Raw genomic sequence first — 24,807 nt, 5'->3', positions numbered from 1 at the left:
GGGCATGACATGCATCCGCAGCGTTGATGCGCGAATCCTGCTTGCCGTCCACAGGATTCGCGAGGGCTTGAGGCCTCAATAGGTTTCCAGGTGCAGACGTCCTTCGCGCTTGAGTCTTGCGCCCAGTTCCTCCCAGCCCAGGCCTGCTTGCTGGGCCACGTCACGCAGGGCCAGAACGACGCCGTCCTCCATGCTTTTGAGACCGCAGACATAGATGTGCGTGTTGTCGTCGCGCAGCAATTCCATGAGATCGGCCGAGCGCTCGCGCATGGCGTCCTGCACATAGCGCCTGGGCTGGCCGGCCACGCGAGAGAAGGCGAAGTTGATGTCGATGAAATCCTTGGGCAGGTTTTGCAGGGGGCCGAAATAGGGCAGCTCCTGAGGCGTGCGCGCACCGAAGAACAGCAGCAGTTTCCCGCTGTCGAACTTGCCGCTCTTGCGCAGGCGGCGGCGCCATTCCGTCATGGCGCGCATGGGCGCGCTGCCTGTGCCGGTGCAGATCATCACGATGTGCGAGCGCGGGTGATTGGGCATGAGAAAACTGCTGCCGAACGGGCCTATGACCTGTACCTTGTCACCCACCTGCAGATCGCAGAGATAGTTGCTGGCCACGCCGCGCACGGGCTGGCCCTGGTGATCCTCGACCACGCGTTTCACGGTCAATGCCAGATTGTTGTAGCCGGGGCGCTCGCCATTGCGGGCACTGGCAATCGAGTACTGGCGCGCCACATGGGGCTTGCCGCCGGCATCCACACCGGGCGGGACAATGCCCAGCGACTGACCTTCGAGCACCGGGAAAGGCATGGCACCGAAGTCCAGCACGATGTGGTGGGTCTCGTTGTCGAAGCCGGCTTCCGTGCAGTTCAGATTGCCCACCACCGTGGCCGTCACCGCAGCCTTGGGACCATGCAGATTGGTGTAGGCATGGGCGGCAGACCAGGGCGGCGTGGTGGCGCCATAACTGGCTGCGTGAAAGACTTGCGCAGCGCCGCTTTCGGCCAGACCGGCAGCGGCTGCGATCACGGCCTGGGCCTGGCTCAGATCCTGCACATCGCCGGCATTCTCGGCCGTCTGCGCGGCGGCCAGTGCATCGGCAGAAAGCTCTTCGGGCAGGCTCTCCCAGCCCAGCTGCTCGGCCACGCTGTAGGGCTTGCTTGCCGATACCAGTCGCCAGTTGTCGATGGAGCCGGTCGGGCAGGGCGAGATGCAGTCCATGCAGCCGTTGCACTTGTCCGCCATGACCACATAGTTGTTGTCGTCATGCGTGATGGCGTCCACGGGGCAGGTCGCCTCGCAGGTATTGCAGCGAATGCAGATTTCCGGGTCGATCAGATGCTGCTTCAGGATGCCGTTTTCAATCAGCGTGATGGTGCTCATTTCTTTCTCCAAACCGTGGCAACCCAACTCAGTGACATCGAGCAAGGGCCGCCCCGCCGCGAGGATGTCGTCCCCCTTGGGGGAAGCGGCTCAGCCGCTCAGGGGGGATCAAAATTTCACATACTCGAAGTCCACGGGCTGGCGATTGATACCCATGACCGGCGGGGCAATCCAGCCGGCGAACTTGCCGGGCTCCAGGCATGGCTTCATCAGCGATGCGACAAAGCTGCGGTCGTCGTCGCTGGCCAGCCACTCGTTCTTCCTGGCCAACCATTCCTGCTCGCTCACGGGGCGGCCGTCGGGGCTGATGCGCACGCCTGCCAGCGCGCCGATCTGCCGGTTGAAGGCCTTGTGCGGCACCGTCAGGCGGAAGTCGATTCCGGCCTTTTCCATCACCTTGTTCCAGCGGCCCACACCGGCATTGCTGTCCTTGATGTAGTCGTCGCGCAGCACCTCGTTCAAGGCGTTGAGCATGGGCACTTCCTTCTCCTGCAACTTGCCGTCCACGACCTCCAGCACCTTGTAGTTCTGGTCGTGCAGTCTGTGGTCGTCCTCGCGCTTGCCCTCTTCGTAACGGCCCTTGAGGCCCGAGCTGTAGAAGGTGGCGGCATTGCTCGACTGGTCGGCACCAAACAGGTCGATGGTCACGCTGTAGTGAAAGTTCAGATAGCGCTGAATCGTGGGCAGGTCGATGACGCCCGCGCTGCGCAGCTTGTTCACATCGTCGGTCTTGAGTTCGTTCATGACCTGGCAGGTTCGGGCCAGCACGCGCGAGACGCCGGACTCGCCGACAAACATGTGGTGCGCCTCTTCGGTCAGCATGAATTTGGTGGTGCGCGCCAGCGGGTCGAACGCGGATTCGGCCAGCGCTGCGAGCTGGAATTTTCCGTCTCTGTCGGTGAAGTAGGTGAACATGAAGAACGCCAGCCAGTCCGGCGTTTTTTCGTTGAAGGCGCCCAGAATGCGAGGGTTGTTTTCATCGCCGCTCTGGCGCTCCAGCAGTGCCTCGGCTTCCTCGCGTCCGTCACGTCCGAAATGCTTGTGCAACAGGTAGACCATGGCCCAGAGGTGGCGACCTTCTTCCACATTGACCTGGAACAGATTGCGCAGGTCGTACATGGACGGTGCGGTCAGGCCCAGGTGGCGCTGCTGCTCCACCGATGCGGGTTCGGTATCGCCTTGCGTGACGATGATGCGACGCAGGTTGGCGCGGTGCTCGCCGGGCACGTCCTGCCAGGCTTTCTCGCCCTTGTGATCGCCAAAGTGAATGCTGCGTTCCTGATCCGCCGGGTTCAGGAAGATGCCCCAGCGATAGTCGCGCATCTTGACGTAGCCGAACTGCGCCCAGCCCTGCGGATCCACGCTCACCGCGGTGCGCAGATAGACCTCGTGGTTGGTCGATCCTTCGGGGCCCACATCGTCCCACCAGCGGATGAAATTGGGCTGCCAGCTCTCCAGTGCACGCTGCAACGTGCGGTCGCCGCTGAGGTCCACGTTGTTGGGAATCTTCTGGCTGTAGTCGATGCTGCTCATGGGGTGTCTCCTGTGATGTTTTGCCGATTCAGGGCCGTTGGCTCATACCCTGTTGAAATCGAAGCCGGCTTTCTGTCCGGTGCCGTAGAGCTTCAGCGCCCCTTTTTCGCCCACCGCGTTGGGGCGGTTGAAGATCCAGTTCTGCCAGGCCGACAGACGCCCGAAGATGCGCGTGACCATGTTTTCCTGGCTGGCGAAACGCAGGTTCGCTTCCAGACCCGTGAGCGCATCGGGCGACATGGCGGCGCGCTCTTCCATGGCGATGCGGATCTCGTCTTCCCAGTCGATATCGTCAAGCGCGGCGGTGACCAGTCCGAGTTGCTGGGCCGCGTCGCCGTTGAGCGGCTTGCCCACCGCTGCGCGAGCGGCTTCCAGGGGCCCGGACTCCTCATAGAAGCGACGCTGCAGACGGCTTTGATCGTTGACCAGCGGCAGCAGACCGAAGTTGAAGGCATCGAGTTCGATGACGGGCTCGCGCTCGGGCTCGTCGGGCAGCACCAGCATGTAGGCGCGATCGGCGCAGAAGACCAGCTCGGCCAGCATGCCGACAAAGCAGGAGCCGGGCTCGATCAGGGCGAACAGCGAGCGCGACGACACATCGAGGCGTGCAAAGGTACGGCGCAGCAGGCCTGTGGTTTGCTGCACCAGCCAGTGATCGCGGTGCGTCACCAGGGTCTGGCCCGCCGCCAGCACGGCGCGTGCATCGCCCTCGGTCTTGAGAATCCAGGTGCCCACATCGAGCTCGTTGGTGCGCAGATGCAGGATGGCGTCGTCGAGCTCGCGGCCCATGGCCAGCGGCCACCAGGCGGCGCCTGCGCCTTCTATGGCTTCAAGGCTGGCGGGCTGTTCGCCACGGGGGGCCTTGACCGTGATGGTTGCACTGCGCTTGCTGCGATCGATCTGCACGCTGACGTGGCGATAGTGCAGGCCGTCCGGGCTTTGCTCGCGCTGCAGCCTGGCAAGCTGTATGCCCTGGGCGGAAGCCGGGCGCGGGCTGCTCTCGCCCAGGGCCGTGGCACGTTGCTGCACCACTTCGGCAAACTGTGCGGGCTTGGCGATCGCGTCCACCAGCCGCCAGTCCACGGCGCGCTGGCCGCGCACGCCTTCCACGCTGGTGCAGAAGATGTCGGCCAGGTCGTGACGCACATGGCGCTTGTCGGTCACGCGCGTCAGCCCGCCCGTGCCAGGCAGCACGCCCAGCAGCGGAACCTCGGGCAGTGACACGGAAGAAGAGCGGTCGTCGATCAGCACGATGTCGTCGCAGGCCAGAGCCAGCTCGTAGCCGCCGCCCGCGCAGGCGCCGTTGACGGCGGCGACGAACTTGAGTCCGTCGTGCCTGGAGCTGTCCTCCATGCCGTTGCGCGTCTCGTTGGTGAACTTGCAGAAGTTCACCTTCCAGGCGTGGGACGAGACGCCGAGCATGAAGATATTCGCACCTGAGCAGAAGATGCGTTCCTTGCCGCTGGTCACGATCACGGAGCGCACCTGCGGGTGCTCAAAACGGATGCGGTTGAGGGCGTCGTGCAGCTCCACATCCACGCCCAGGTCATAGCTGTTGAGCTTGAGCTTGTAGCCGGGGCGTATGCCTGCGTCCTCGGCGATGTCCAGCTTGAGCCGGGCGATATTGCCATTCACTTCAAACGACCAGTGCCGGTACTGGCTGGGCTCTGTGCGGTAATCGACGTTGGTTTGCTGCTGCATGCTCGGCTCCTGCTGAGATGAAAGATAGTGCAGTTACTGACTCGGTGTTGGCACAATTATGCAGATTCATCGAAAAAAAGCACGCCGATTTAGGCACTATGTTGCATGTTTTGCTGAAACCAAGGGAAATCCTTAGGTGCTCACAGTTCGCAGAACGGCGCCGGATTTGAAGTGTTTTGGCGGCTATTCCCTTGCTAGGAAAGGGCAATTAGCTAGCAATTACTGAGCAACCGAGCTGGATGGCTTTGATTCGCAAACCCAGCACTGGCGCGGGGTGATGAGCTGCTTGCAAAATGGATCCACCATGCTGACCTTTGCAGATATCCAAGCCGCCGCTGCGCGCCTGAATGGCGCCGTCCTTCAAACCCCTTTTGTGGAATCACGCACGCTCTCGCAGATCACGGGGGCGCAGGTCTATCTCAAGTTCGAGAACCTGCAGTTCACTGCATCCTTCAAGGAGCGTGGCGCGCTGAACAAGCTGCTCATGCTCAGCGATGCCGAGCGCGCACGCGGCGTGGTCGCCATGAGTGCGGGCAACCACGCCCAGGGCGTGGCCTATCACGCACAACGTCTGGGCTTGCGTGCCGTCATCGTCATGCCGCGTTTCACCCCGGGTGTGAAGGTGGAGCGCACGCGCGGCTTCGGTGCCGAGGTGGTGCTGCATGGCGACACATTGGCCGAGGCGCGAGCCCATGCCTATCAGCTGGCGCAGGAGCAGCAACTGACCTTTGTCCATCCCTATGACGACGAAGCGATTGCTGCGGGCCAGGGCACGCTGGCGCTGGAAATCCTGCAGGCACAGCCCGATCTGGATGCGCTGATCATTGCCATTGGCGGCGGCGGTCTGATTGCGGGCATTGCCACGGCAGCCAAGGCCATCAAGCCCGAGATGGAGGTCGTGGGTGTGCAGACGCAGCGCTTTCCCTCCATGGTCAATGCGCTGCGGCACACAGATCTTCCCATGGGGACTTCGACGATCGCCGAGGGCATTGCGGTGACCCAGCCAGGCATCATCACCCAGGAGGTGGTGCAGCGCTGCGTGGACGATTTGTTGCTGGTGGACGAAGGAGATATAGAGCAGGCCGTGCTCATGCTGCTGGAGATCGAGAAGACCTTGGTTGAAGGCGCAGGGGCGGCGGGCCTGGCGGCCTTGCTGCGCTATCCCGCTCGCTTCAAGGGCCGGAAAATAGGTCTGGTGCTGTCGGGTGGCAATATCGACCCCATGCTGCTGGCTGCCATCATCGAGCGCGGCATGGTGCGCTCCGGTCGTCTGGCGCGTGTGCGTGTCAGCGCGCGCGACGTACCCGGCGTGCTGGCCCAGATCACGGCCACGGTGGCCGGAGCCGGCGCGAATATCGAGGAAGTCCATCACCAGCGTGCCTTCACCATGCTGGCCGCGCAGAATGTGGAGATCGAGTTCGTGCTGCAGACACGCGGCCACGCCCATGTGAGCGAGGTGCTGGAGCAATTGCGCCGCGCAGGCATGGAGGCGGCCCTGGTGTGAGGCTTGAGCCTGCAGGCCTTGCTCAGGCCTGCAGGGGCGTGATTTTCTTGATCAGCGGGGTCACCAGGTCCATGGGCAAGGGGAACACCACCGTGGTGTTCCTGTCCGCGCCGATCACGGTCAGCGTCTCCAGGTAGCGCAGCAAGATGGCCTGAGGCTCCTGAGCCAGAACTTTCGCTGCCTGAGACAGTTTTTCCGAAGCCTGCAATTCGCCTTCGGCGTGAATCACCTTGGCGCGGCGTTCGCGTTCGGCCTCGGCCTGACGTGCGATCGCCCGGATCATGGATTCGGTCAGATCGACCTGCTTGATCTCCACGTTCGAGACCTTGATGCCCCAGGTGTCGGTTTGCGCATCCAGCGCCTGCTGGATGTCCAGGTTCAGCGATTCGCGCTCTGCCAGCATTTCGTCGAGCTGATGCTTGCCCAATACGGAGCGCAGCATGGTTTGCGCGAGCTGACTGGTGGCCTCCAGATAATTGACCACCTGGATCACCGCCTTTTCCGCATCCACCACGCGCAGATAGATCACGGCATTGACCTTGACCGAGACGTTGTCGCGCGAGATCACATCCTGCGCGAGGACCTCCAGGACCACGGTGCGCAGATCGACCCGTACCACCTGCTGGATGGCGGGAATGATGAAGATCAGTCCCGGCCCCTTGACCTTCCAGAAGCGCCCCAGCGTGAAGACCACACCGCGCTCATACTCGCGAAAAATCCGGATCGACGCCGTCCCCAGGCCAATCACCAGCATCAGCAGGATCAGCCAGAACAGGAAAGAAGCGCTAACCATAGAAGCCATCCTTTCAGCGAGGGACTTCGGCGCTGCGATCTGACGTTGGACGGTGCACATCGATTTCGCAATCGGCGCCGGGTCGTCCGCAAGCCCAGCATATGCTGTTGCACTCCGAGTGTGAACTTGCCTGCGCATGGTCGACATCGAAGAAGTGCTGTTCGCCATTGGCGGACATGGGACGCGGGTCTGAGCGCAAAAGGTGGCTATGGCTTTCCCTGAGCCATGTCGCCAGGGCTGTGCCTAGAATGGCCGCAGAGCTTGCTTGTTTCACCGCCTGCTTTCAGGAGGAGCATTGATCACATGTCAGATGATTCCGCAGTGAACCACGAGGCACAGGACGCGGCCGAAGCCGTTGTGCCCTATATTCCCATCATCATTCCCGCCGCTGGCGCCGTGATGATGTTCCTGCTGGCCTTTATTGCCGTGAACATGGCCTAGGCATTCCAACCTTCTCGAGCCCAACCCCGCGACGCGGGGTTTTTTTACGTCTGTGCAGGTTATGAATGAATGCGGCATGCATATATTGATGCGCAAAATGCATAGATATTGCCGGTGATTTGCTGACAAATTCAAGGCCCCTACCTAAAATCGATCTCCCGCTGCTATTCAAAACAAGGTTGTTTTGACTATTTCAGACGGATTTCAGGCGCCAACAAGCGCTAGGGAAAGCAGGCGAGACACCTTCAAAAGCCTTTTTTCAAAGACGCAGCCGAGGATGCTTCTTTGAAAAACTGGTTTTTTAATTGAAGGACTTCCCCCATGAACGCCGCTGTGCAAAGCCTGAACATCCAGGCTCCCGACTACGTCAAGAACCCCAAGCTCATTGCCTGGGTCGCCGAAATGGCCGCGCTGTGCAAGCCCGCCCAGATCCATTGGTGCGACGGCTCGCAAGCCGAATATGACGCGCTGTGCCAGCAACTGGTGGATGCCGGCACCTTCAAGCCCCTGGCCAAGCGCCCCGGCTCCTTCCTGGCCTGGACCGATCCTTCGGACGTGGCTCGCGTGGAAGACCGCACCTATATCTGCTCCGCCAAGAAGGAAGACGCAGGCCCCACCAACAACTGGATGGAACCTGCGGAAATGCGCGCCACGCTGAACCCGCTGTTCGACGGCTGCATGGCTGGCCGCACCATGTACGTGGTGCCTTTCTCCATGGGCCCGCTGGGTTCGCCCATCGCCCACGTGGGTATCGAGCTGTCCGACAGCCCCTATGTGGCCGTCAACATGAAGATCATGACCCGCATGGGCAAGGCCGTGTATGACGTGATTGGCACCAGCGGCGAGTTCGTGCCCTGCGTGCACACCATCGGCGCACCTCTGGCCGCAGGCCAGAAGGACGAGACCACCTGGCCTTGCAGCAAGACCAAGTACATTGTTCACTATCCCGAAACCCGCGAGATCTGGTCTTACGGCTCGGGCTACGGCGGCAATGCGCTGCTGGGCAAGAAGTGCTTTGCGCTGCGTATCGCCTCCACCATGGGCCGTGACCAGGGCTGGCTGGCCGAGCACATGCTGATCCTGGGCGTTACCAACCCCGAAGGCAAGAAGTACCACGTGGCTGCGGCCTTCCCCTCGGCCTGCGGCAAGACCAATTTCTCCATGCTGGTGCCGCCCAAGGCCTTCGACGGCTGGAAAGTCACGACCATCGGTGACGACATCGCCTGGATCAAGCCCCAGGCCGACGGCTCGCTGCGCGCCATCAACCCCGAAGCCGGTTACTTCGGTGTGGCTCCCGGCACCAATATGCTGACCAACCCGAACTGCATGTTGAGCCTGGACAAGAACGTGATCTTCACCAATGTGGCCCTGACCGATGACGGCGACGTGTGGTGGGAAGGCATGGAAAAGGACCAGGGCAAGCTGCCCGATCACCTGATCGACTGGCAAGGCAAGGACTGGACGCCCCAGATCGCCAAGGAAACCGGCGCCAAGGCCGCCCACCCCAATGCCCGCTTCACCGTGGCTGCAACCAACAACCCTGCGCTGGACGAAGCCTGGGACGATCCCGCCGGCGTGAAGATCGATGCCATGATCTTCGGCGGCCGCCGCTCGACCACCGTGCCTCTGGTGACCGAAGCCCGTGACTGGACCGAGGGCGTGTACATGGCAGCGACCATGGGTTCCGAGACCACCGCCGCCGCCTTTGGTGCACAAGGCGTGGTGCGCCGCGACCCCTTCGCCATGCTGCCTTTTGCCGGCTACAACATGAGCGACTATTTCCAGCACTGGCTGGATCTAGGCGCCAAGATCGAAGGCCAGGGCGCAACCCTGCCCAAGATCTTCACCACCAACTGGTTCCGCAAGAATGCCGAAGGCAAGTTCGTCTGGCCCGGCTACGGTGAAAACATGCGTGTTCTGAAGTGGATGATCGACCGTCTGGAAGGCCAGGTCCAAGGCCAGGAAACCGCCTTCGGTATTGCTCCCCAGTACGCTGAAATCAACTGGAGCGGTCTGGACTTCGATGCCGCCCAGTTCGACAGCGTGACCAATATCGACAAGGCGGCCTGGGCCGAGGAAATGAAGCTGCACGGCGAGCACTTCGACAAGCTGGCCTACAACCTGCCCAAGGCCATGCTGGATACCAAAGCCAAGCTCGAAGAGCGCCTGTCCGCCTAAGCCCTTGACGGAATAAAAAAGCCCTGCAGGCCGTTGGCCGCAGGGCTTTTTCTTTTTGAACCTTTGTGTTGATAGCTGTTGGCGCTTGCCGGACAAAGGGTAGACGCTTATTTCATGATGCGCCGAGAGGGCATGAAAAAAGCCGCGGCCTTGTGGGCAGCGGCTTTTTTCGAGAAGCGGTCTGAGCGCTCAGCGGCTCTGGCGATCCATGGCACGGGCCAGATCGGCCATCAGGCGGGCATCTTGCAGCGCGGCGTTCCAGACGCGTTCATCGGCAGCAGCTTGCTGGCGGCTCTTGACCCAGGCGCGGTAGCCGGTGCGCACCAGATTGATGGCACGGCGTGCGGGAGTGGAGAAGAGGGCAATGCTGGCAAAAGCCATGGCCCACAGAACCATCCAGGCAGCCATCATATGACCGTCGCTCCAGGTTTCGGTGGCCTGGAAGACGCCGGCGGCCAGGGCGGCCAGCACTACAGCCAGCACCATCCAGTACGACCTGGACTGGGATTGCGCCTCGTGCTCGGCGGCAATGGCGGCCATGCGTTCATCGCTGGCTTGATAGATACGCACCACACCAGGGTGCTCGACACAGTAGGAGTTGTAAATAAAGTTGCTCATGGCAGTTAACCCTTTGACCCACGCTTTTGGCGAATTGCCCGGGGAATAGGTGTAACTATAGGGATTACCCTAGGTGTGTTCAAATTTATATTTTGAATCTGTAGCATTCACAGCAGTGATGTATTGGGTGATGCCATGTCTTTGAACTTTCGTTCTCTGGATCTCAATCTGCTGCGCGTCTTCGACGAGGTCATGTCCGAGCGCAGTCTCACGCGTGCGGCGCACAAGCTCAGCATCACCCAGCCGGCGGTCAGCAATGCCATGCGCCGGCTGCGCGAGGTCCTGGGCGACGAGCTGCTGGTGCGCCAGGGACAGGGCGTGGAGCCCACGCCGCGTGCCCAGGCCCTGTGGCCGGTGATACGCGAGGCCTTGCAGCATCTGGAGGGTGCACTCGCACCCGATGAGTTCGATCCCGAGACGGCCGCCACCACGTTCGTGATCGCCATGGCCGATGCCACGGCCGCCACGCTGATTCCGCCGCTGTACCCGATTCTGGCGCGCGAGGCACCGGGCCTGGGCATACGCCTGCTGCCGCTGACCACGCGCGATCCAAGGCCCTTGCTTGATGATGGCGAGGCCGATATGGCCGTGGGCTATTTCCCCGCCGTACTGGCCGATCTGACGGCGCGTGCCCAGGCTGGCGGTCTGGTGGCGTTTGACAGCCGCCGTCTGTATGAGGGCGAGTACCTGTGCGTGATGCGCAAAGGCCATCCGCTGGCGCATGTTCCGCTGACGCTGGACAACTATTGCGCGGCACGCCATATGCTGGTCAGCTTTTCGGGCCGCTCCTTCGGCTTCATCGACGAGGCCCTGGCCTCGCTGGGGCGTTCGCGTGAAGTGGTGCTCACCGTCAACCAGTTCTTCACTGCGGCGCGCGTGGTGCTCAACTCCGATCTGCTGACCATCTTGCCGCGCCATTTTGTGCCCGTGACCGGCATGAGCGACCAGCTGGAGCTGCGCGATCTGCCCTTCGATGTCACGCCCGTGCATGTGGATGCACTGTGGCGTCGGCGCGGCCCGCACCCGCAGGCCTATGACTGGCTGCTGAAAACGCTGACGCGCTCGGCCGAGATCACCTTTGCCAACGGTTCGGCCCAGGTCACTCACCATGGTTGACTAAACTAGCCACATGAAGATCCAGCTGCTGTCCGACCTGCACCTCGAAGTCCACCCCCAATTCGTGGCCCAGCCAGCCGCGGGCGCCGATGTGCTGGTGCTGGCCGGCGACATCGGCTCCTACCAGAGCAGCACCCAGGTCGACGGCGAGAACTTCGGGCTGGAGCGTTTCTCGCCGCTGCCGCAATACGCCAACTGGCCCACACCCGTGCTGTTCGTGCCCGGCAATCACGAATACGACATGCAGGACTTCGACGAGGCAAGGCTGCGCCTGCAGCGTGTGTGCGACAGGCTGGGCCTGATCTGGCTCGATCGTGAAACCGTGGTCATGGACGGGGTGCGCTTCATCGGCACCACGCTGTGGAGCGACTTCGACGCCATGGCCATGCATGAAGGCGTGAGCGATGCCACGCGCTTGCACAAGCTGCGCGAGAAGGCCTTTCGCGCCGCCAATTTCTATCTGCAAAAGACAGGCGGCAGTCGCCAGGGCGAGCCGTTTCTGGCCGCGCCCATGCGCGAGGAAAGCCTGCTCTGCCAGGACTGGCTGCGCGCCGCGCTGCAGCAGCCCTTTGACGGACCCACGGTGGCCGTGACCCACTTTGCGCCCAGCCTGCGCAGTGCCGATCCGCGCTACGGCCTGGTACCTGGTACGGCCGGTTTCTGCAATGTGATGGACGACTTTCTGCCCCATGCCCAGCTCTGGCTGCACGGCCATCTGCATTGCGCCAGCGACTACATCGCGTGCGGCCAGCGCGAGGACGGCAGCGAATGGCAATGCCGTGTGGTGGCCAATCCCCTGGGCTATGCCCGCAAGGGAGAGCAGGATGACTTTCTGCCGGCATCGACAATTGACTTGAGCCAAGTCAAGATGCTGACTGTCCCCAGCCCTTAGGCTTGAGACATCAACAAGGAGAAATTGGTATGAAGATCTTGCTCGCCGTGGACGGCAGTGCCTATACCCAGAAAATGCTGGCCTATCTGACCTCGCATCAGGAGATGCTGGGCACGGGCCATGAGTACACCATCATCACCGTGCAGCCGCTGCTGCCGCCTCGTGCACGCGCTGCGCTGGGCAAGGAAGTGGTGGAGCAGTACTACGACGAAGAATCCGCCAAGATCCTGCAGCCCGTGCTGGAGTTCCTGAAGGGGCGTGGCGTCGAGGCGCAAAGCATCGCCAAGGTCGGCCCCATTGCCGACACCATCATCCATGCCGCCCAGGACGGCAAGTTCGACCTGATCGCCATGGGCACGCACGGCCATGGCGCGCTGGGCCGTCTGGTCATGGGCTCGGTCAGCTCTCAGGTGCTGGCGGGCTGCACCATCCCCGTGCTGCTGATTCGCTGATTTTCATAGCTGCTTGCGCTTGATCTGCATACACATCAGGCATAAAACAGCGTCAAATCAAGTATAGATGAGCGTCCACAGCTACAAAAACCAAAGTACCTCCGTTTGACATCAAGCTCTCAAGGCCGCGCTGCAAAGCACGGCCTTTTTTCTTGTCTGCATCAAACTGCTTGCAGCACTTGGCGGGCCTTGCCCAGCAAGGCCTGGCTGACACGGGCCAGCACGCGTGACTCCAGATTCCAGCAATGCCAGAACAGCGCGATGGACAGCGCATGGCCTGTTGCCACGTCGATCAGCTCACCGGCATCCAGCGCGGGCTGCACCAGCAGTTGCGGCAGCACGCCCACGCCCCATCCGGCACGCACGGCGCGCACCTGAGCTTCGCAGCTGGGCAGCAGAATCTGATGCTGCAGCGACACATTGCGCAGACCCAGGCAACGCGCCACAAATTCGGCCTGCATATCGTCCTTGCGGTTGAAGGACAGATAGGGCAGCTGGTTGAAGTTCTTGCGCGTCAGCCCCTGGGGCAGTCTTTGCTGCGCAAACTCGCGCGAGGCCACGGCCACGTAGCGCATGGCGCCCAGAGGCTGCACCGTGCAGCCGCGCAGGGCCTGACTCAGCGTGGTGACGCAGCCCATGACCTGGCCCGAGCGCAGCAGCTCCTGCGTGAAGTCCTGATCGTCGACCACCACCTCCAGCGGCAGGCCGCTCTTCACCAGCTCGTCCAGAGCCGTCATGGCCCAGGTGGCAATGCTGTCGGCATTGATGGCGATGGAGACGATTTCTCCGGCCAGACTCTGCCCGGTTTGCGGTGCCAGCTCCTGCAACTCATGAGCGAGATCGGCGCGCAGCAGGCGCAACTGCTTGGCATGCTTGAGCAGCAGCCGCCCGGCGCTGGTGGGCTTGACGGGACGCGTGCGCTCCACCAGTACCGAGCCCACCTGTGCCTCCAGTGCACGCAGGCGCTGGGACACCGCCGACTGGGTGATGTGCAGCTTTTGCGCCGCGCGCTCGAAGCCGCCTTCTTCCACGATGGCGGCCAGGCATTCCAGTGCAACAGGGTCCCAGGAGCTCATGGCAACTTCATTAGCATTTCTGATGAAACTGCTGAAAATTTAATGCTGCTTTTGTTTGGCCGCAAGAGTGCAGACACTGGCCGCATGAACATCATCGTCCTGGGCGCCGGCATCATCGGCATCAGCACCGCCTGGCATCTGCGCGAGCGCGGTCACCAAGTCACCGTGGTGGACCGCCAGAGCGGTCCGGCCCTGGAGACCAGCTATGCCAATGGCGGCCAGATATCGGTCAGTTACTGCGAGCCCTGGGCGAATCGCCAGGCGCCCTGGAAGGCGCTCAAATGGATGTTCGACAAAGAGGCTCCTCTGCTGCTGCGGCCCCAGGCCGACAGCGCGCAATGGCGCTGGTGCCTGCAGTTCCTGGCCCAGTGCAACGACCGTGCCTTTGCGCGCAATGTGCAGCAGATCGTGGCGCTGGGCGCCTACAGTCATGTGGCGCTCAAGGACATGGTCCAGAAGACCGGTATCGAGTTCGAGCGGCTGGAGCGCGGCATTGCCCATTTCTACAGCAGCCCGCAGGCGTTTGCCGAGGCCGCCGAAGGCGTGGAGCTGATGCGGCAATATGGCGTGCAGCGCCGTCTGGTCAGCCGCGACGAGCTGCTGGCCATCGAGCCAGCATTCACGCCCTATGCGGCGCAGATTGCGGGCGGCACCTTCACCGCCACCGATGAGTCCGGTGATGCGCGTCTGTTCACCGAAAAGCTGGCCGGTCTCTGTGCCCAGGCCGGTGTGCAATTCCTCTACGGCCACGACATCCTGAGTCTGCAGTCGGCGCGTCGGGGCAAGCCTGCCCAGGTGCAGATTCGCGACGGCAGCGATGGCGCCCCGCGCATGCTGAGCGCGGATGCCGTGGTGGTCGCCTGCGGCTCCTACACGCCGCTGCTGCTCAAGCCTCTGGGCGTGAAGGTTCCCATCTATCCGGGCAAGGGCTATAGCGCCACCTTGCCGCTGCTGCGGCCTGAAAAAGCCCCCATGGTCTCCACCATCGACGACAGCCGCAAGGTCGCCATGAGCCGTTTGGGCAACCGACTGCGGGTAGCCGGCACCATAGAGCTGGGAGGCTTCGATCTGAGTCTGGACACGCCCACGGCCAGGGCGCGCTGCGAGATGCTGGTCAGGCGCGTGGAGGAGCTGATGCCCGGCGTCTGCGACACGCGCCTGCCCGAACAGGGTGGCGATCCGCAGTTCTGGTGCGGTCTGCGGCCCGCCACGCCCAGCAATATTCCCTGCATCGGGGCCACGCAGGCAAGAGGCATCTGGGTCAATGCCGGGCATGGCACCCTGGGCTGGACGCATGGAGCAGGCTCGGGCAAGGCCATGGCGGCCCTGATGAGCGGCGAGCGCCCGGCGCTGGATTTCCGGTTCTGGGATGAGCCGGCACCCGAGGTCGCACGCGGCGCGCGGATTGCGTCGGCCTGAGACAGGGCATAGGACTGCAGGACGAGTACGGGCTGGCTGACTCTTTTGCCCGGATTGACGGTATCGCTGCGTGGGGCTCTTACATACAATCACGCCAGCAACTCGTCCATGCCATGATCCAGCACGACATCACTCCTGCCCTTGAAACCTCACGTTCCTTCGCGCGCTCATTGCCCATGGCTTTGCTCAAGGCCCGCGAGGCGGTCATGGTGCGCTTTCGTCCCTCGCTGCGTGCACACGGCCTGACCGAGCAGCAATGGCGCGTGCTGCGCATCATGTGGGTGGCCGACAAGCGCCTGCGTCCCATGGAGCTGTCGCAGCTGACCTTCATCAGCATGCCCAGCCTCTCGCGCCTGCTCAAGACGCTGGAAGGACGCCTGCTCATCAAGCGCGGTCGCCATGTAGCCGATCTGCGGGGCTCCGAGTTCGCCCTCACGCCAGCAGGCCAGGAGATGGTGGCCCAGATCGTGCCGCACTTCGAGACCATCTACTCCGAGATCGAGGAGCAACTGGGCAGCGCCGAGAGCGAGCAGTTGTTCCGCATACTCGAGCATGTGGTGCAGAGCCTGGGTCTGCCCGGCGAAGACGAGCTGGGCCAGGACTGAGGCGCCGGCCACGGCACAATGCAGTGATGAGTGCTGCGATTGCCGTCATCGACTTCGAAACCACGGGCATGACGCCCGCCCAGGGTGCCAGGGCCACCGAGGTGGCCATCGTGCTGCTGGAGCAGGGCCGTGTGGTGGACCGTTTCCAGAGCCTGATGCAGACCGGGGCCTGGGTCTCGCCCTTCATCACCGAACTCACCGGCATCACCAATGCCATGCTGCGCACGGCGCCGCCCGCCGCCGAGGTGATGCGCGATGCGGCCCGCTTTGTGGGCGCTGCGCCCATGGTGGCCCACAACGCATCGTTCGACAGCAAGTTCTGGCAGGCCGAGCTGGCGCTGGCGGGCGAAGCCGCCCCCCAGCTGTTTGCCTGCACCGTGCTGCTGTCGCGCCGCATCTACCCGCAGGCGCCCAGTCACAGCCTGGGCAATCTGGCGCGCTACCTGCACCTGCCTTCCACGGGCCGCGCCCACCGGGCGCTGGCCGATGCCGAGATGGCGGCAGCCCTGCTGGCCCGCATGCAGCAGGATTTGTGCGAGCGCCATGCCTTGCCCTGGCCCGAGCACGAGCTGCTGATGCAGCTGCAACGCTGCAGCAAAGCCAAGGCCGGCAGCTGGCTGGCGCAGCAGGCCGGTCAAGGGCTGCTGGCAGCTCAGACCCAGGATTGATGAAGGTTTAGGCCTGCAGGCCTTTGCATTACTGCGCGATAAGCTATCAAAATTGATGATTCTGACCTTAAGCCCTTACGGATTGTGACCGGCAAGGTTCAAGTTGATAATTGATCAAGTCCTGCAGATGCTCTTTGGATCTGCTGATCTTGAACCGTGGCGCACCGTTGTGGTCGCTGACCTGAGCTCTGAATTTCGTGAACTCCGCCTTGCCTACCTCCGTCTTGCGTTCGGCCTTGCCTTTCTCGCAGCGCGAATTTCGCGATGCGCTGGGGCAATTTGCCACCGGCGTGACCATCATCACGGCGCGCAGTGCAGAGGGCCATGCGGTGGGCTCCACGGTCAGCTCCTTCAACGCACTGTCGCTGGCGCCCTCGCTGGTGCTCTGGAGCCTGGGTCTGAAGGCCAACTCACTGCCCGTGTTCCGCCACAGCACGCATTACGCGATTCATGTGCTGGCGGCTTCGCAAAAGCCGCTGGCCGAGCTGTTTGCACGCAAGGGCGCGGACCGTTTCAGCCATACGCAGCACCATGACTCCGAGCATGGCGTGCCGCTGCTCGAGGGCTGCAGCGCGGTCTTCGAGTGCCGCAATCTGCGCCAGCATGAGGAAGGCGACCATCTGCTCTTCATCGGCGATGTGGAACGCTGCGAGCACCATGCCGACCGCGCGCCGCTGCTCTACCACTCGGGCCATATGCACGCCCACGGCTTCGTCAGGTAAGGCCGGCTGCCGACTGGGAACCCTACCTAGTCGGCTTGAACGATACCGATCTCCAAGGCCCGCCCTAGATTGCCCCCAGGCCTGCCGCGTCAGGCCCGAGGACAGTGGTTGCAACGCTTTGGAGACACATCATGATCGATTGCGAAGACAGGCCGGCCCATACCCAGCTCAAGGTGGCCGCGGCAAGCAGGACGGGGATCGAGCTCAGGCGCATCTCACCCGCCATCGGCGTGGAGGTTTCGGGCATAGACCTGCGCCAGCCCATGAGCGAGGAGCAGACGCGCGAGTTGCGCCAGGCGCTGGTGGCGCACAAGGTGCTGGTGTTTCGCGAGCAGAACATCACGCCTGCCCAGCATGTGGCGTTTGCGCGCCGCTTCGGCGAGCTGGAGCTGCATCCGGTATTTCCCCATCACCCCGACCATGCCGAACTGGTGCTGCTGGGCGGCAACAGCAAGATCCCGGGCACCGAGAACGTCTATCACACCGATGTCTCCTGGCGCGAGACGCCTTCCATGGCTTCGGTGCTGCGCTGCGTGGAATGCCCCGAGGTCGGCGGCGACACGGTCTGGATCAATATGGAGCAGGCCTACGAGCAGCTGCCCGAGACGCGCAAGCAGCAGATCGCCGGCCTGTATGCCGTGCATGACATCCTGCCCTCGTTCGGTGCGCGCATGACGCCCGCAGAGCAGGCCCAGGTGCGTGGCAAATACCCGCCCGTGGTGCACCCGGTGGTGCGCACCCACCCCGAAAGCGGCCAAAAGATTCTCTACGTCAACGAGACCTTCGTCACGCATTTCGCCAACTTCAGCTCGAACTTCGACAGCTTCCGCTCGGCCAACGAAATTCATGCCCAGCAACAGGATCTGATGAACTATCTGCTGCGCCAGCCTGCGATTCTGGAATACCAGATGCGCCTGCACTGGGAGCCCAACACCATTGCCATGTGGGACAACCGCTCTACCCAGCATTACGCGATTCAGGACTATTTCCCGGCCGTGCGCCGCATGCATCGCGCCACGGTCGTGGGCGACAAACCGTTCTGAGCCTCCCGCCAATCAAACTGGGTCGTGCAGGTGGTTTAACGCTGCGTTAAACCACCTGCGGCAGTCTTGTCTTGTAGAGTTCAAAGCAGCAAGCATCTGCTTTGAACCTCCCAAACAGCGAGACAGGACATGCAGCAACAAGACTTTGATTACGATTTTCTGGTCATAGGCGGTGGCTCGGGCGGCGTGCGCGCCAGCCGTGTGGCTGCCGGCCTGGGGGCCCGTGTGGCTGTGGTGGAGGCTGCCCAATTGGGCGGTACCTGCGTCAACGTGGGCTGCATCCCCAAGAAGCTGCTCAGCTATGCCGCGCACTTCAGCCAGCTGGCCGAGGAGGCCCGGGGCTTTGGCTGGCAGCTGGAGCAGCCGCGCTTCGACTGGCCCACGCTGATTGCCAACAAGGACCGCGAAATCGAGCGCCTGAACGGTGTCTACGGCCGCATGCTGGCCGGCGCAGGCATTACCCTTATCCATGGCCGTGCGGCGCTCTCGGGGCCGCATAGCGTGCTGGTGAATGGCCAGACCATCCATGCCCGCCATATCCTGATTGCAACGGGCGGAACGCCCAGCCTGCCCGATATTCCTGGCGTGGAGCATGCCATCAGCTCTGACGAGGCCTTCCATCTGCCGCATCTGCCCAGGCGGGTGGTGGTCGTGGGCGGAGGCTATATCGCCGTGGAGTTTGCCTCCATCTTCAACGGCCTGGGCGCCGAGACGACTCTGCTGCATCGCCGCCAGCAGTTGCTGCGCGGCTTTGATGCAGACCTGGGTCTGCATCTGGGCCAGGAAATGGCTCAGCTGGGTGTGAGCTTTCGCTGGGGCGAAGAAATCCAGGCCATCAGCAAGCAGGCGGACGGCCTGCACCTGCAGCTCAAGAGCGGCGAGCAGCTGGCGGTGGACTGCGTGATGTACGCCACGGGTCGCGTGCCCCTGATCGAAGGCCTGGGGCTGGAGGCTGCGGGTGTCAAGGTCAACGACAAGGGCGCCATCGAGGTGGATCAGCATTTCTGCAGCAACGTGCCCTCCATCCATGCCGTGGGCGATGTGGTCGATCGCATGGCTCTGACACCCGTGGCGCTGGCTGAGGGGACGGTGCTCGCCCATCATCTGTTCGGCCAGGGCGGCAAGAGCGCTCCCGACTACGAGCTGGTGCCGACGGCGGTGTTTTCCCATCCGCAGGTGGGCACCGTGGGCCTGTCGGAGGAGGTGGCGCGCGAGCGCTTCGGCGCAGTGCAGGTTTTCCAGTCCGGCTTCAGGCCGCTGACCAATCGCATGGGGGCCGAGCCCGAGAACGTCTTCCTCAAGCTCATCGTCTCCAAGGCCGACCAGCGCGTGCGCGGCGTGCATATGGTCGGAGAGGGTGCGGGCGAACTGATGCAGGGCTTTGCCGTGGCGCTGCAATGCGGCGCGACCAAGCAGCAGTTCGATGCGACCATAGGCATACACCCGACCGTGGCCGAGGAGCTGGTGACCATGCGCGAGCCGGTGCGCGAATGAGGAATGACACCCCGCGCGTTCGCAGGGTGCAGGGCCGCGCGGCGGCATCGCAATGAAAAATGGGCCTTTTCAGGCCCATTTCCTTGTCCATCAAGCGCTAGCGCTATGGATAGATGAGTTGGTATCAGCCGCGCGCGGCGTCCGGCAGCTCGATCTTGACTTCCAGAACCTCAAGGTTTTCCTGGCGCTCCAGCTGTACCTTGATGTCATTGGGGTTGATGTCCACATACTTGGAAATCACGGCCATCAGCTCTTTTTGCAGGGCAGGCAGATAGTCGGGCTTGCCACTTTCGCCGCCCACGCGCTCGCGCGCGAGAATGATCTGCAGTCGCTCCTTGGCGACCGAGGCGGACTTCTTCTTCTCTCCGAGCAGAAACGACAACATGGACATCAGGCTTACCTCCCGCCAAACATGCGCTTGAAGAAACCGGGTTTGACGGCTTCGGTAAAGCGCATGGGTTTTTCTTCGCCCAGGAATCGGGCCACCACGTCCTGATAGGCCTCTGCCACATCCGTGCCTTGCATGTGCACGGCGGGAATGCCCTGGTTGGAGGCCTGGAGCACGGTTTCGGATTCGGGGATCACGCCGATCAGCTCGATGCGCAGAATGTCCTGGATATCCTCCAGCGACAGCATCTGGCCGTCTTCCACGCGATTGGGGTTGTAGCGCGTGATCAGCAGATGCTCCTTGATGCGCTCGCCCTTGACCGCACGCTCCGTCTTGGAGCTGAGCATGCCCAAGATACGGTCCGAGTCACGCACCGACGAGACTTCGGGGTTGGTCACCACCAGGGCCTCTTCGGCATAGTGCATGGCCATCAGTGCGCCGCTTTCAATGCCGGCGGGCGAGTCGCAGATGATGAACTCGAAGTCCATGGCGGACAGGTCGTCCAGCACCTTCTTCACGCCTTCCTGCGTGAGGGCTTCCTTGTCTCGGGTCTGCGAAGCGGCCAGCACGAACAGGTTTTCGCACTGCTTGTCCTTGATCAGGGCCTGGTTCAGATTGGCTTCGCCCTGGATGACATTGATGAGGTCATAGACCACGCGGCGCTCGCAGCCCATGATCAGATCGAGATTGCGCAGACCCACATCGAAGTCAATCACTGCGGTCTTGTGGCCGCGCAGTGCGAGGCCGGATGCGAAGCTGGCGCTGGTGGTGGTCTTGCCGACACCGCCTTTGCCAGAGGTCACGACGACGATTTTGGCCATGTTTGCACGATTCCTTTAAGACAAATGGGGCAGGTTGATAGGGTGTCCGGTGTGTCTCTCATACCGGTTCGATAACGATTCTTTCTCCCTCCAGGCGCACCTTGGCAGCTTTGCCGGCGACGTCCTTGGGGAGATCGGTTTCAATTGTGCGGTAGATACCTGCGATGGAAAGCAGTTGCGCCTCCATGCAAGTGCTAAAAATTCTTGCGCTGGTGTTGCCGCTGGCCCCGGCCACGGCGCGGCCGCGCAGCGGCGCATAGACATGGACGTTGCCGTCGGCAATCACCTCGGCACCATAGCTGACCATGTCCAGAACCACAATGTCGGTGCCTTTGGCATAGACGCGCTGGCCCGAGCGCAGCGGCCGGTCCACGATGACGGCATCGGCCAGAGGAGCAGGCACCTCGACCTCCACTTCGCGAATGATTTCGTGGATTTCCGGCTCGGTGCGGCGCGTCGGCATGGCATCGGGGGCTGCGCTCAGACCAAGGGCCTTGGCTGCTTCCATCTGGGCCTCGCTGCCGCTGCGCACGGCAACGGGCACTGTGCGGTGGTTGCGCAGGGCCTCGATCAGGGCCGGGAAGTCGATTTCTTCCTCTGCTTCGCGCACCTGGCTGAGGTCGATCAGCACAGGGTCGTTGTCGAAGAAGTCCGGGTCGTCGGCAAGACGGCGGGCCAGATCCTGGGCCAGCGCCTGCATGTCGGTGCTGCGAAGTACCACGGAAAGCACCGGCAGTTGTGCGCTCTTGAGGTCAAAGCTGGGGCGCTCGGCGCCGGTCGATTCAACAGACATGGATGGGATCAGCGCACATCAGGTGCTCTATGAGGACGACAAAGTGTACCTGCCTACCGGCAAAAGATATGGTCACCGAGTGTTTGCACTGCAACACTTGATGCACCTCAGAGGCCTGTGTCTGTGCAGGTCTGGATGAAAATACAGTCATGTCTCCAGAGCTTTTGATCCAGGGCGCCTGTGCCAGCATCACCTTGCGCCGTCCCGAAGTTGCCAACAAACTGCTGCCCGAAGACCTGATCGTGCTGCGTCGTCAGATCGACGAGGTCAACGCCAGCCCCGCGGTGCTGGTGCTGACGCTGCAGGCGGTGGGCAGGCATTTCTGCAGCGGTTATGACATTGGCGAGATCGCCAACAGCCAGAACGAGGGCAGCTCCTTCGGCGAGATGGTGGATGCCATCGAGAACTGCCGTCCCGTCACCATTGCCGCGATTCAGGGCGGGGTGTTCGGCGGCGCCACCGATATGGCACTGGCCTGCGACTTCCGCGTTGGCGGTGCCAACAGCCAGATGTTCATGCCTGCCGCGCGGCTGGGCCTGCATTTCTACCTCTCGGGCCTGGAGCGCTATGTGACCCGCCTGGGCCTGGACACGGCCAAACGCCTGTTTCTGAGCTGCGAGAAGCTGCAGGCCCAGGCCATGAAGGACTGCGGCTTTCTGACCGATCTGGTGGACGGCACCGATATCGGCGAGCGCGTGGCGCAGCTGCAGACCACGCTGTCAGGCATGGCGCCGCTGGCCTTGCTGGGCATGAAGAAACACCTCAACGCCATTGCCCGTGGCGTGCATGACAGGGCCGGTATCGATGCCGCCGTGCAGGCCACCATCGAGTCGGCCGATCTGAAGGAAGGCGGTGCGGCCTGGCGCGAAAAGAGAGCTGCCCGCTTTCAGGGGCACTGATCCCCAAGAAGGGACGGTAATCCTTTGCAAGGCGGCGGGGGCCACCCAGGCCCTCGCACCGCGCCTGCCGCGTCAGGACACTGTGCCTGCTTCTGTCCTGGCCAGATATTCCCTGGCAAAGCCTTCGTACCAGTCCAGGCAGCCTGGGTTGGCCATGGCGTCCTTGTTGACCACCTTGGCCAGCGGCTGGCCCAGCAGCAGCTTCTTGATGGGCAGCTCCTGCTTTTTGCCGCTGAGCGTGCGCGGTATCTCGGCCACGGCAAAGATATCGTCGGGCACAAAGCGGGGCGACAGCGCCGAACGGATGGCCTTGTTGATGCGCTCGCGCAGCGCCGCATCGAGCTCCACGCCCGGACGCAGGGCCACAAACAGCGGCATATAGCTGTCCTTGCCCAGATATTCGAGATCCACCACCATGCTGTCCAGCACCTCGGGCAGGGCCTCGACGGCGCTGTAGATCTCGCTGGTGCCCATGCGCAGGCCATGGCGGTTGATGGTCGCATCGCTGCGGCCGTAGATGATGCAGCCGCCCTCGCCGAGCAGCTTGATCCAGTCGCCATGACGCCAAACAGGCCCCATTTCGGCGTCACCATCGCCGCCGCCCGGTTGGCGGCCATGGCCGGCCGGGTACATATCGAAGTAACTCGACAAATAGCGCTTGCCGTCCGCATCGCCCCAGAGAAACAGCGGCATGGAGGGAATGGGCTGGGTGCAGACCAGCTCGCCGACCTCGTCCATCACGGGCTGGCCCTGCTCGTTCCAGGCCTCGACGGCGGCGCCCAGCTGGCGGCATTGCATGACGCCGGGCACCAGCGGCAGATCGCGGTTGCCGCCGATAAAGGCGCCCGCGAAGTCGGTGCCGCCGGATAAGTTATTCCACCAAATATTGGCGCGGCCCAGTTTCTCGAATTGGTCTGTACCCCATTGCTGAACTTCAGCAGACAGCGGCGAGCCCGTGCTGCCCAGCCCGCGTATGCGCGACAGGTCGCCGCAGCTGGACAGCTCAAGACCGGCTTTCATGCAGTTGGCATAGAAGGCTGCGCCCGAGCCAAAGCTGGTCACGCCGGTCTCGGCCGCGAAGCGCCACAGCGTGCCCCAGTCGGGCTTGTCCTTGCTGCCGCCAGGGCTGCCGTCGAAGATCACGCAGCTAGTGCCGCCCAGCAGGCCCGAGACCTGGGCATTCCACATCACCCAGCCCGTGGAGCTGTACCAGTGGTAGCGCTCGCCCCAGCTATTGGGCTCGTAGCTGCAGCCGATGTCGTTGTGCAAGGCCTTGAGCTGCAAGGCCACCAGCACCATGCCGCCATGGCCGTGGACTATGGGCTTGGGCAGGCCCGTGGTGCCGCTGGAGTAGACGATCCACAACGGATGGTCGAACGCCAGCCACTCGGGCTCAAAGGCAGCGGTATCAGCATCATTTCTCGCTGTAACGCTTGTGTAGTCTGCGGTGTCGACTATCTTTATCGAGGTATCCAGATTGGGCACCAGCACCACGTGCTGCACGCTGGGCAGGCCCTGGCGCAGCTCCTGCAGGACCTCGCGGCGGTCTATGTCCTTGCCTGCATAGTGCACCCCGTCCACGGCGATCAGCGCCTTGGGCGCTATCTGCTTGAAGCGGTCGAGCACGGCATGGGTGCCCATGTCGGGCGCGCAGATGCTCCAGATGGCGCCCAGACTGGCGCAGGCCAGAAAGGCGACGATGGCCTCGGGAATATTGGGCAGATAGGCCGCGACGCGGTCGCCCTTGGCAACGCCCTGGGCACGCAGATGCAGGGCCAGGGCCGCCACCTGGCGCTGCAGCTCGGGCCAGCTCAGCTCGCGCTGCAGACCCTGCTCGTTGCGGCTGATGACGGCCGGCATGCCGGCGGCATGGGCCGGCTGGACATGGCGCAGCACCTGCTGCACATAGTTCACCTGCGCGCCCGGGAACCACTGCGCGCCGGGCATGGTGTTTCTGGCCAGCACCGCGCTGTGCGGCGTGGGCGACTGCAGATCGAAGTAATCCCAGATGCTTTGCCAGAAGGTGTCGAGATCGCTGGTCGACCAGCGCCACAGCGCGTCATAGTCGGCAAAGCTCAGGCCGCGCGTTTCATGCAGCCAGTTCTGGTACAGCCGGATCTGAGGGATATAGGGAGCGGGGTGTTGCGGTGCGGAAGACATGGGTCCAGCCTAGCGCTGCAGCCCTTGCAAGTCATTGGTGGTGGCCCCGCCAGATGTCACCTGTGCAGCAGCGCGGTCGGCTGTATGGGCGCACACGAGCACAGCTGAGCGGTC

Annotated in this window: 23 protein-coding genes; 13 read left to right on the top strand and 10 right to left on the bottom strand. The window is 62.8% G+C overall.

What is annotated here, in order from left to right:
* Positions 1-75 precede the first annotated feature (75 nt).
* The 3 genes from boxA to boxC form a co-directional block, all read right to left on the bottom strand.
* The gene (gene boxA, locus ACWGXF_RS05605; protein WP_087865243.1) at positions 76-1,377 is read right to left on the bottom strand and encodes a benzoyl-CoA 2,3-epoxidase subunit BoxA; all 1,302 of its coding nucleotides are present in this window, start codon (positions 1,375-1,377) and stop codon (positions 76-78) included.
* A 108-nt stretch (positions 1,378-1,485) separates the two neighbouring features.
* Positions 1,486-2,910, bottom strand: a complete 1,425-nt coding sequence (boxB, locus tag ACWGXF_RS05600; RefSeq protein WP_046461743.1) for a benzoyl-CoA 2,3-epoxidase subunit BoxB — start codon at positions 2,908-2,910, stop codon at positions 1,486-1,488.
* Positions 2,911-2,952: 42 nt separating this feature from the next.
* Positions 2,953-4,611 (bottom strand): 2,3-epoxybenzoyl-CoA dihydrolase, encoded by a 1,659-nt coding sequence (boxC, locus tag ACWGXF_RS05595; RefSeq protein WP_452101748.1) that lies wholly within the window; start codon positions 4,609-4,611, stop codon positions 2,953-2,955.
* 304 nt (positions 4,612-4,915) lie between these two features.
* Between boxC and ACWGXF_RS05590 the strand changes: the two genes are divergently transcribed.
* The gene (locus ACWGXF_RS05590) at positions 4,916-6,115 is read left to right on the top strand and encodes a threonine ammonia-lyase (RefSeq protein ID WP_057094223.1); all 1,200 of its coding nucleotides are present in this window, start codon (positions 4,916-4,918) and stop codon (positions 6,113-6,115) included.
* Between the two features lie 22 nt (positions 6,116-6,137).
* Here the strand turns inward: ACWGXF_RS05590 and ACWGXF_RS05585 are convergent, their stop codons facing one another.
* Positions 6,138-6,908 carry a slipin family protein gene (locus ACWGXF_RS05585; protein WP_452101747.1) on the bottom strand — a complete coding sequence of 257 codons (771 nt, stop codon included), beginning with the start codon at positions 6,906-6,908 and terminating at the stop codon, positions 6,138-6,140.
* A gap of 303 nt (positions 6,909-7,211) precedes the next feature.
* On the opposite strand from ACWGXF_RS05585, the gene ACWGXF_RS05580 reads away from it, so the two are divergent.
* Positions 7,212-7,349, top strand: coding sequence for a hypothetical protein (locus ACWGXF_RS05580; protein WP_003059912.1), 138 nt, complete (start codon positions 7,212-7,214; stop codon positions 7,347-7,349).
* 321 nt (positions 7,350-7,670) lie between these two features.
* On the top strand, positions 7,671-9,527 hold the full coding sequence (locus ACWGXF_RS05575; RefSeq protein WP_003065223.1) for a phosphoenolpyruvate carboxykinase (GTP): 1,857 nt from the start codon (positions 7,671-7,673) through the stop codon (positions 9,525-9,527).
* 189 nt (positions 9,528-9,716) lie between these two features.
* Here ACWGXF_RS05575 and ACWGXF_RS05570 read toward each other — a convergent pair whose 3' ends face one another.
* Entirely contained in the window at positions 9,717-10,145 is a 429-nt protein-coding gene (locus ACWGXF_RS05570; protein WP_003065220.1) for a hypothetical protein, read from the bottom strand.
* 135 nt (positions 10,146-10,280) lie between these two features.
* On the opposite strand from ACWGXF_RS05570, the gene ACWGXF_RS05565 reads away from it, so the two are divergent.
* Genes ACWGXF_RS05565 through ACWGXF_RS05555 form a run of 3 tightly spaced genes read left to right on the top strand, consistent with a single transcriptional unit; the run spans position 10,281 to position 12,605 of the window.
* Positions 10,281-11,261 carry a LysR family transcriptional regulator gene (locus ACWGXF_RS05565; RefSeq protein WP_034351561.1) on the top strand — a complete coding sequence of 327 codons (981 nt, stop codon included), beginning with the start codon at positions 10,281-10,283 and terminating at the stop codon, positions 11,259-11,261.
* A gap of 13 nt (positions 11,262-11,274) precedes the next feature.
* Positions 11,275-12,153, top strand: a complete 879-nt coding sequence (locus ACWGXF_RS05560) for a metallophosphoesterase (RefSeq protein ID WP_012836586.1) — start codon at positions 11,275-11,277, stop codon at positions 12,151-12,153.
* Positions 12,154-12,182: 29 nt separating this feature from the next.
* A complete protein-coding gene (locus ACWGXF_RS05555; RefSeq protein ID WP_003065214.1) occupies positions 12,183-12,605 on the top strand; it encodes a universal stress protein in 423 nt (140 codons plus the stop codon).
* A gap of 161 nt (positions 12,606-12,766) precedes the next feature.
* On the opposite strand, the gene ACWGXF_RS05550 is transcribed toward ACWGXF_RS05555, so the two are convergent.
* Positions 12,767-13,681: a LysR family transcriptional regulator ArgP gene (locus ACWGXF_RS05550; RefSeq protein ID WP_202787999.1), complete on the bottom strand. Its 915-nt coding sequence runs from the start codon at positions 13,679-13,681 to the stop codon at positions 12,767-12,769.
* 42 nt (positions 13,682-13,723) lie between these two features.
* On the opposite strand from ACWGXF_RS05550, the gene ACWGXF_RS05545 reads away from it, so the two are divergent.
* The 6 genes from ACWGXF_RS05545 (at position 13,724) to gorA (ending at position 19,632) form a co-directional block, all read left to right on the top strand.
* Positions 13,724-15,100 (top strand): D-amino acid dehydrogenase, encoded by a 1,377-nt coding sequence (locus tag ACWGXF_RS05545; RefSeq protein WP_256629410.1) that lies wholly within the window; start codon positions 13,724-13,726, stop codon positions 15,098-15,100.
* A gap of 113 nt (positions 15,101-15,213) precedes the next feature.
* Positions 15,214-15,705 (top strand): homoprotocatechuate degradation operon regulator HpaR, encoded by a 492-nt coding sequence (hpaR, locus tag ACWGXF_RS05540; protein WP_087866127.1) that lies wholly within the window; start codon positions 15,214-15,216, stop codon positions 15,703-15,705.
* 26 nt (positions 15,706-15,731) lie between these two features.
* Positions 15,732-16,373, top strand: coding sequence for a 3'-5' exonuclease (locus ACWGXF_RS05535; protein WP_256629412.1), 642 nt, complete (start codon positions 15,732-15,734; stop codon positions 16,371-16,373).
* Between the two features lie 197 nt (positions 16,374-16,570).
* On the top strand, positions 16,571-17,095 hold the full coding sequence (locus tag ACWGXF_RS05530; RefSeq protein WP_452101746.1) for a flavin reductase family protein: 525 nt from the start codon (positions 16,571-16,573) through the stop codon (positions 17,093-17,095).
* 131 nt (positions 17,096-17,226) lie between these two features.
* Complete coding sequence (locus ACWGXF_RS05525; protein WP_256629414.1) at positions 17,227-18,138, top strand: TauD/TfdA dioxygenase family protein; 912 nt, start codon at positions 17,227-17,229, stop codon at positions 18,136-18,138.
* 129 nt (positions 18,139-18,267) lie between these two features.
* Entirely contained in the window at positions 18,268-19,632 is a 1,365-nt protein-coding gene (gorA, locus tag ACWGXF_RS05520) for a glutathione-disulfide reductase (protein ID WP_256629415.1), read from the top strand.
* A 124-nt stretch (positions 19,633-19,756) separates the two neighbouring features.
* Here the strand turns inward: gorA and minE are convergent, their stop codons facing one another.
* Genes minE through minC form a run of 3 tightly spaced genes read right to left on the bottom strand, consistent with a single transcriptional unit; the run spans position 19,757 to position 21,634 of the window.
* On the bottom strand, positions 19,757-20,023 hold the full coding sequence (gene minE / locus ACWGXF_RS05515) for a cell division topological specificity factor MinE (RefSeq protein ID WP_003071985.1): 267 nt from the start codon (positions 20,021-20,023) through the stop codon (positions 19,757-19,759).
* Positions 20,024-20,028: 5 nt separating this feature from the next.
* Positions 20,029-20,841, bottom strand: coding sequence for a septum site-determining protein MinD (gene minD / locus ACWGXF_RS05510; RefSeq protein WP_003069672.1), 813 nt, complete (start codon positions 20,839-20,841; stop codon positions 20,029-20,031).
* Positions 20,842-20,899: 58 nt separating this feature from the next.
* A complete protein-coding gene (minC, locus tag ACWGXF_RS05505) occupies positions 20,900-21,634 on the bottom strand; it encodes a septum site-determining protein MinC (protein ID WP_034351247.1) in 735 nt (244 codons plus the stop codon).
* A gap of 149 nt (positions 21,635-21,783) precedes the next feature.
* Here minC and ACWGXF_RS05500 point away from each other — a divergent pair, with 149 nt between their 5' ends.
* Positions 21,784-22,533, top strand: coding sequence for an enoyl-CoA hydratase/isomerase family protein (locus ACWGXF_RS05500; protein ID WP_256629419.1), 750 nt, complete (start codon positions 21,784-21,786; stop codon positions 22,531-22,533).
* 72 nt (positions 22,534-22,605) lie between these two features.
* Here the strand turns inward: ACWGXF_RS05500 and ACWGXF_RS05495 are convergent, their stop codons facing one another.
* On the bottom strand, positions 22,606-24,693 hold the full coding sequence (locus ACWGXF_RS05495; RefSeq protein WP_256629421.1) for an acetoacetate--CoA ligase: 2,088 nt from the start codon (positions 24,691-24,693) through the stop codon (positions 22,606-22,608).
* Positions 24,694-24,807: the final 114 nt, after the last annotated feature.

The organism is Comamonas sp. HJ-2 (assembly GCF_053615495.1).
The sequence above is the reverse complement of the archived record's forward strand: the minus strand, read 5'-3'. Positions and strand labels throughout refer to the sequence as shown.

Excerpts from the sequence above, each read along its gene's own strand:
- boxA (WP_087865243.1), bottom strand. The coding sequence starts at position 1,377 with ATGAGCACCATCACGCTGATTGAAAACGGCATCCTGAAGCAGCATCTG.
- boxB (WP_046461743.1), bottom strand. The coding sequence starts at position 2,910 with ATGAGCAGCATCGACTACAGCCAGAAGATTCCCAACAACGTGGACCTC.
- boxC (WP_452101748.1), bottom strand. The coding sequence starts at position 4,611 with ATGCAGCAGCAAACCAACGTCGATTACCGCACAGAGCCCAGCCAGTAC.
- ACWGXF_RS05590 (WP_057094223.1), top strand. The coding sequence starts at position 4,916 with ATGCTGACCTTTGCAGATATCCAAGCCGCCGCTGCGCGCCTGAATGGC.
- ACWGXF_RS05585 (WP_452101747.1), bottom strand. The coding sequence starts at position 6,908 with ATGGTTAGCGCTTCTTTCCTGTTCTGGCTGATCCTGCTGATGCTGGTG.
- ACWGXF_RS05580 (WP_003059912.1), top strand. The coding sequence starts at position 7,212 with ATGTCAGATGATTCCGCAGTGAACCACGAGGCACAGGACGCGGCCGAA.
- ACWGXF_RS05575 (WP_003065223.1), top strand. The coding sequence starts at position 7,671 with ATGAACGCCGCTGTGCAAAGCCTGAACATCCAGGCTCCCGACTACGTC.
- ACWGXF_RS05570 (WP_003065220.1), bottom strand. The coding sequence starts at position 10,145 with ATGAGCAACTTTATTTACAACTCCTACTGTGTCGAGCACCCTGGTGTG.
- ACWGXF_RS05565 (WP_034351561.1), top strand. The coding sequence starts at position 10,281 with ATGTCTTTGAACTTTCGTTCTCTGGATCTCAATCTGCTGCGCGTCTTC.
- ACWGXF_RS05560 (WP_012836586.1), top strand. The coding sequence starts at position 11,275 with ATGAAGATCCAGCTGCTGTCCGACCTGCACCTCGAAGTCCACCCCCAA.
- ACWGXF_RS05555 (WP_003065214.1), top strand. The coding sequence starts at position 12,183 with ATGAAGATCTTGCTCGCCGTGGACGGCAGTGCCTATACCCAGAAAATG.
- ACWGXF_RS05550 (WP_202787999.1), bottom strand. The coding sequence starts at position 13,681 with ATGAGCTCCTGGGACCCTGTTGCACTGGAATGCCTGGCCGCCATCGTG.
- ACWGXF_RS05545 (WP_256629410.1), top strand. The coding sequence starts at position 13,724 with ATGCTGCTTTTGTTTGGCCGCAAGAGTGCAGACACTGGCCGCATGAAC.
- hpaR (WP_087866127.1), top strand. The coding sequence starts at position 15,214 with ATGATCCAGCACGACATCACTCCTGCCCTTGAAACCTCACGTTCCTTC.
- ACWGXF_RS05535 (WP_256629412.1), top strand. The coding sequence starts at position 15,732 with ATGAGTGCTGCGATTGCCGTCATCGACTTCGAAACCACGGGCATGACG.
- ACWGXF_RS05525 (WP_256629414.1), top strand. The coding sequence starts at position 17,227 with ATGATCGATTGCGAAGACAGGCCGGCCCATACCCAGCTCAAGGTGGCC.
- gorA (WP_256629415.1), top strand. The coding sequence starts at position 18,268 with ATGCAGCAACAAGACTTTGATTACGATTTTCTGGTCATAGGCGGTGGC.
- minE (WP_003071985.1), bottom strand. The coding sequence starts at position 20,023 with ATGTCCATGTTGTCGTTTCTGCTCGGAGAGAAGAAGAAGTCCGCCTCG.
- minD (WP_003069672.1), bottom strand. The coding sequence starts at position 20,841 with ATGGCCAAAATCGTCGTCGTGACCTCTGGCAAAGGCGGTGTCGGCAAG.
- minC (WP_034351247.1), bottom strand. The coding sequence starts at position 21,634 with ATGTCTGTTGAATCGACCGGCGCCGAGCGCCCCAGCTTTGACCTCAAG.
- ACWGXF_RS05500 (WP_256629419.1), top strand. The coding sequence starts at position 21,784 with ATGTCTCCAGAGCTTTTGATCCAGGGCGCCTGTGCCAGCATCACCTTG.
- ACWGXF_RS05495 (WP_256629421.1), bottom strand. The coding sequence starts at position 24,693 with ATGTCTTCCGCACCGCAACACCCCGCTCCCTATATCCCTCAGATCCGG.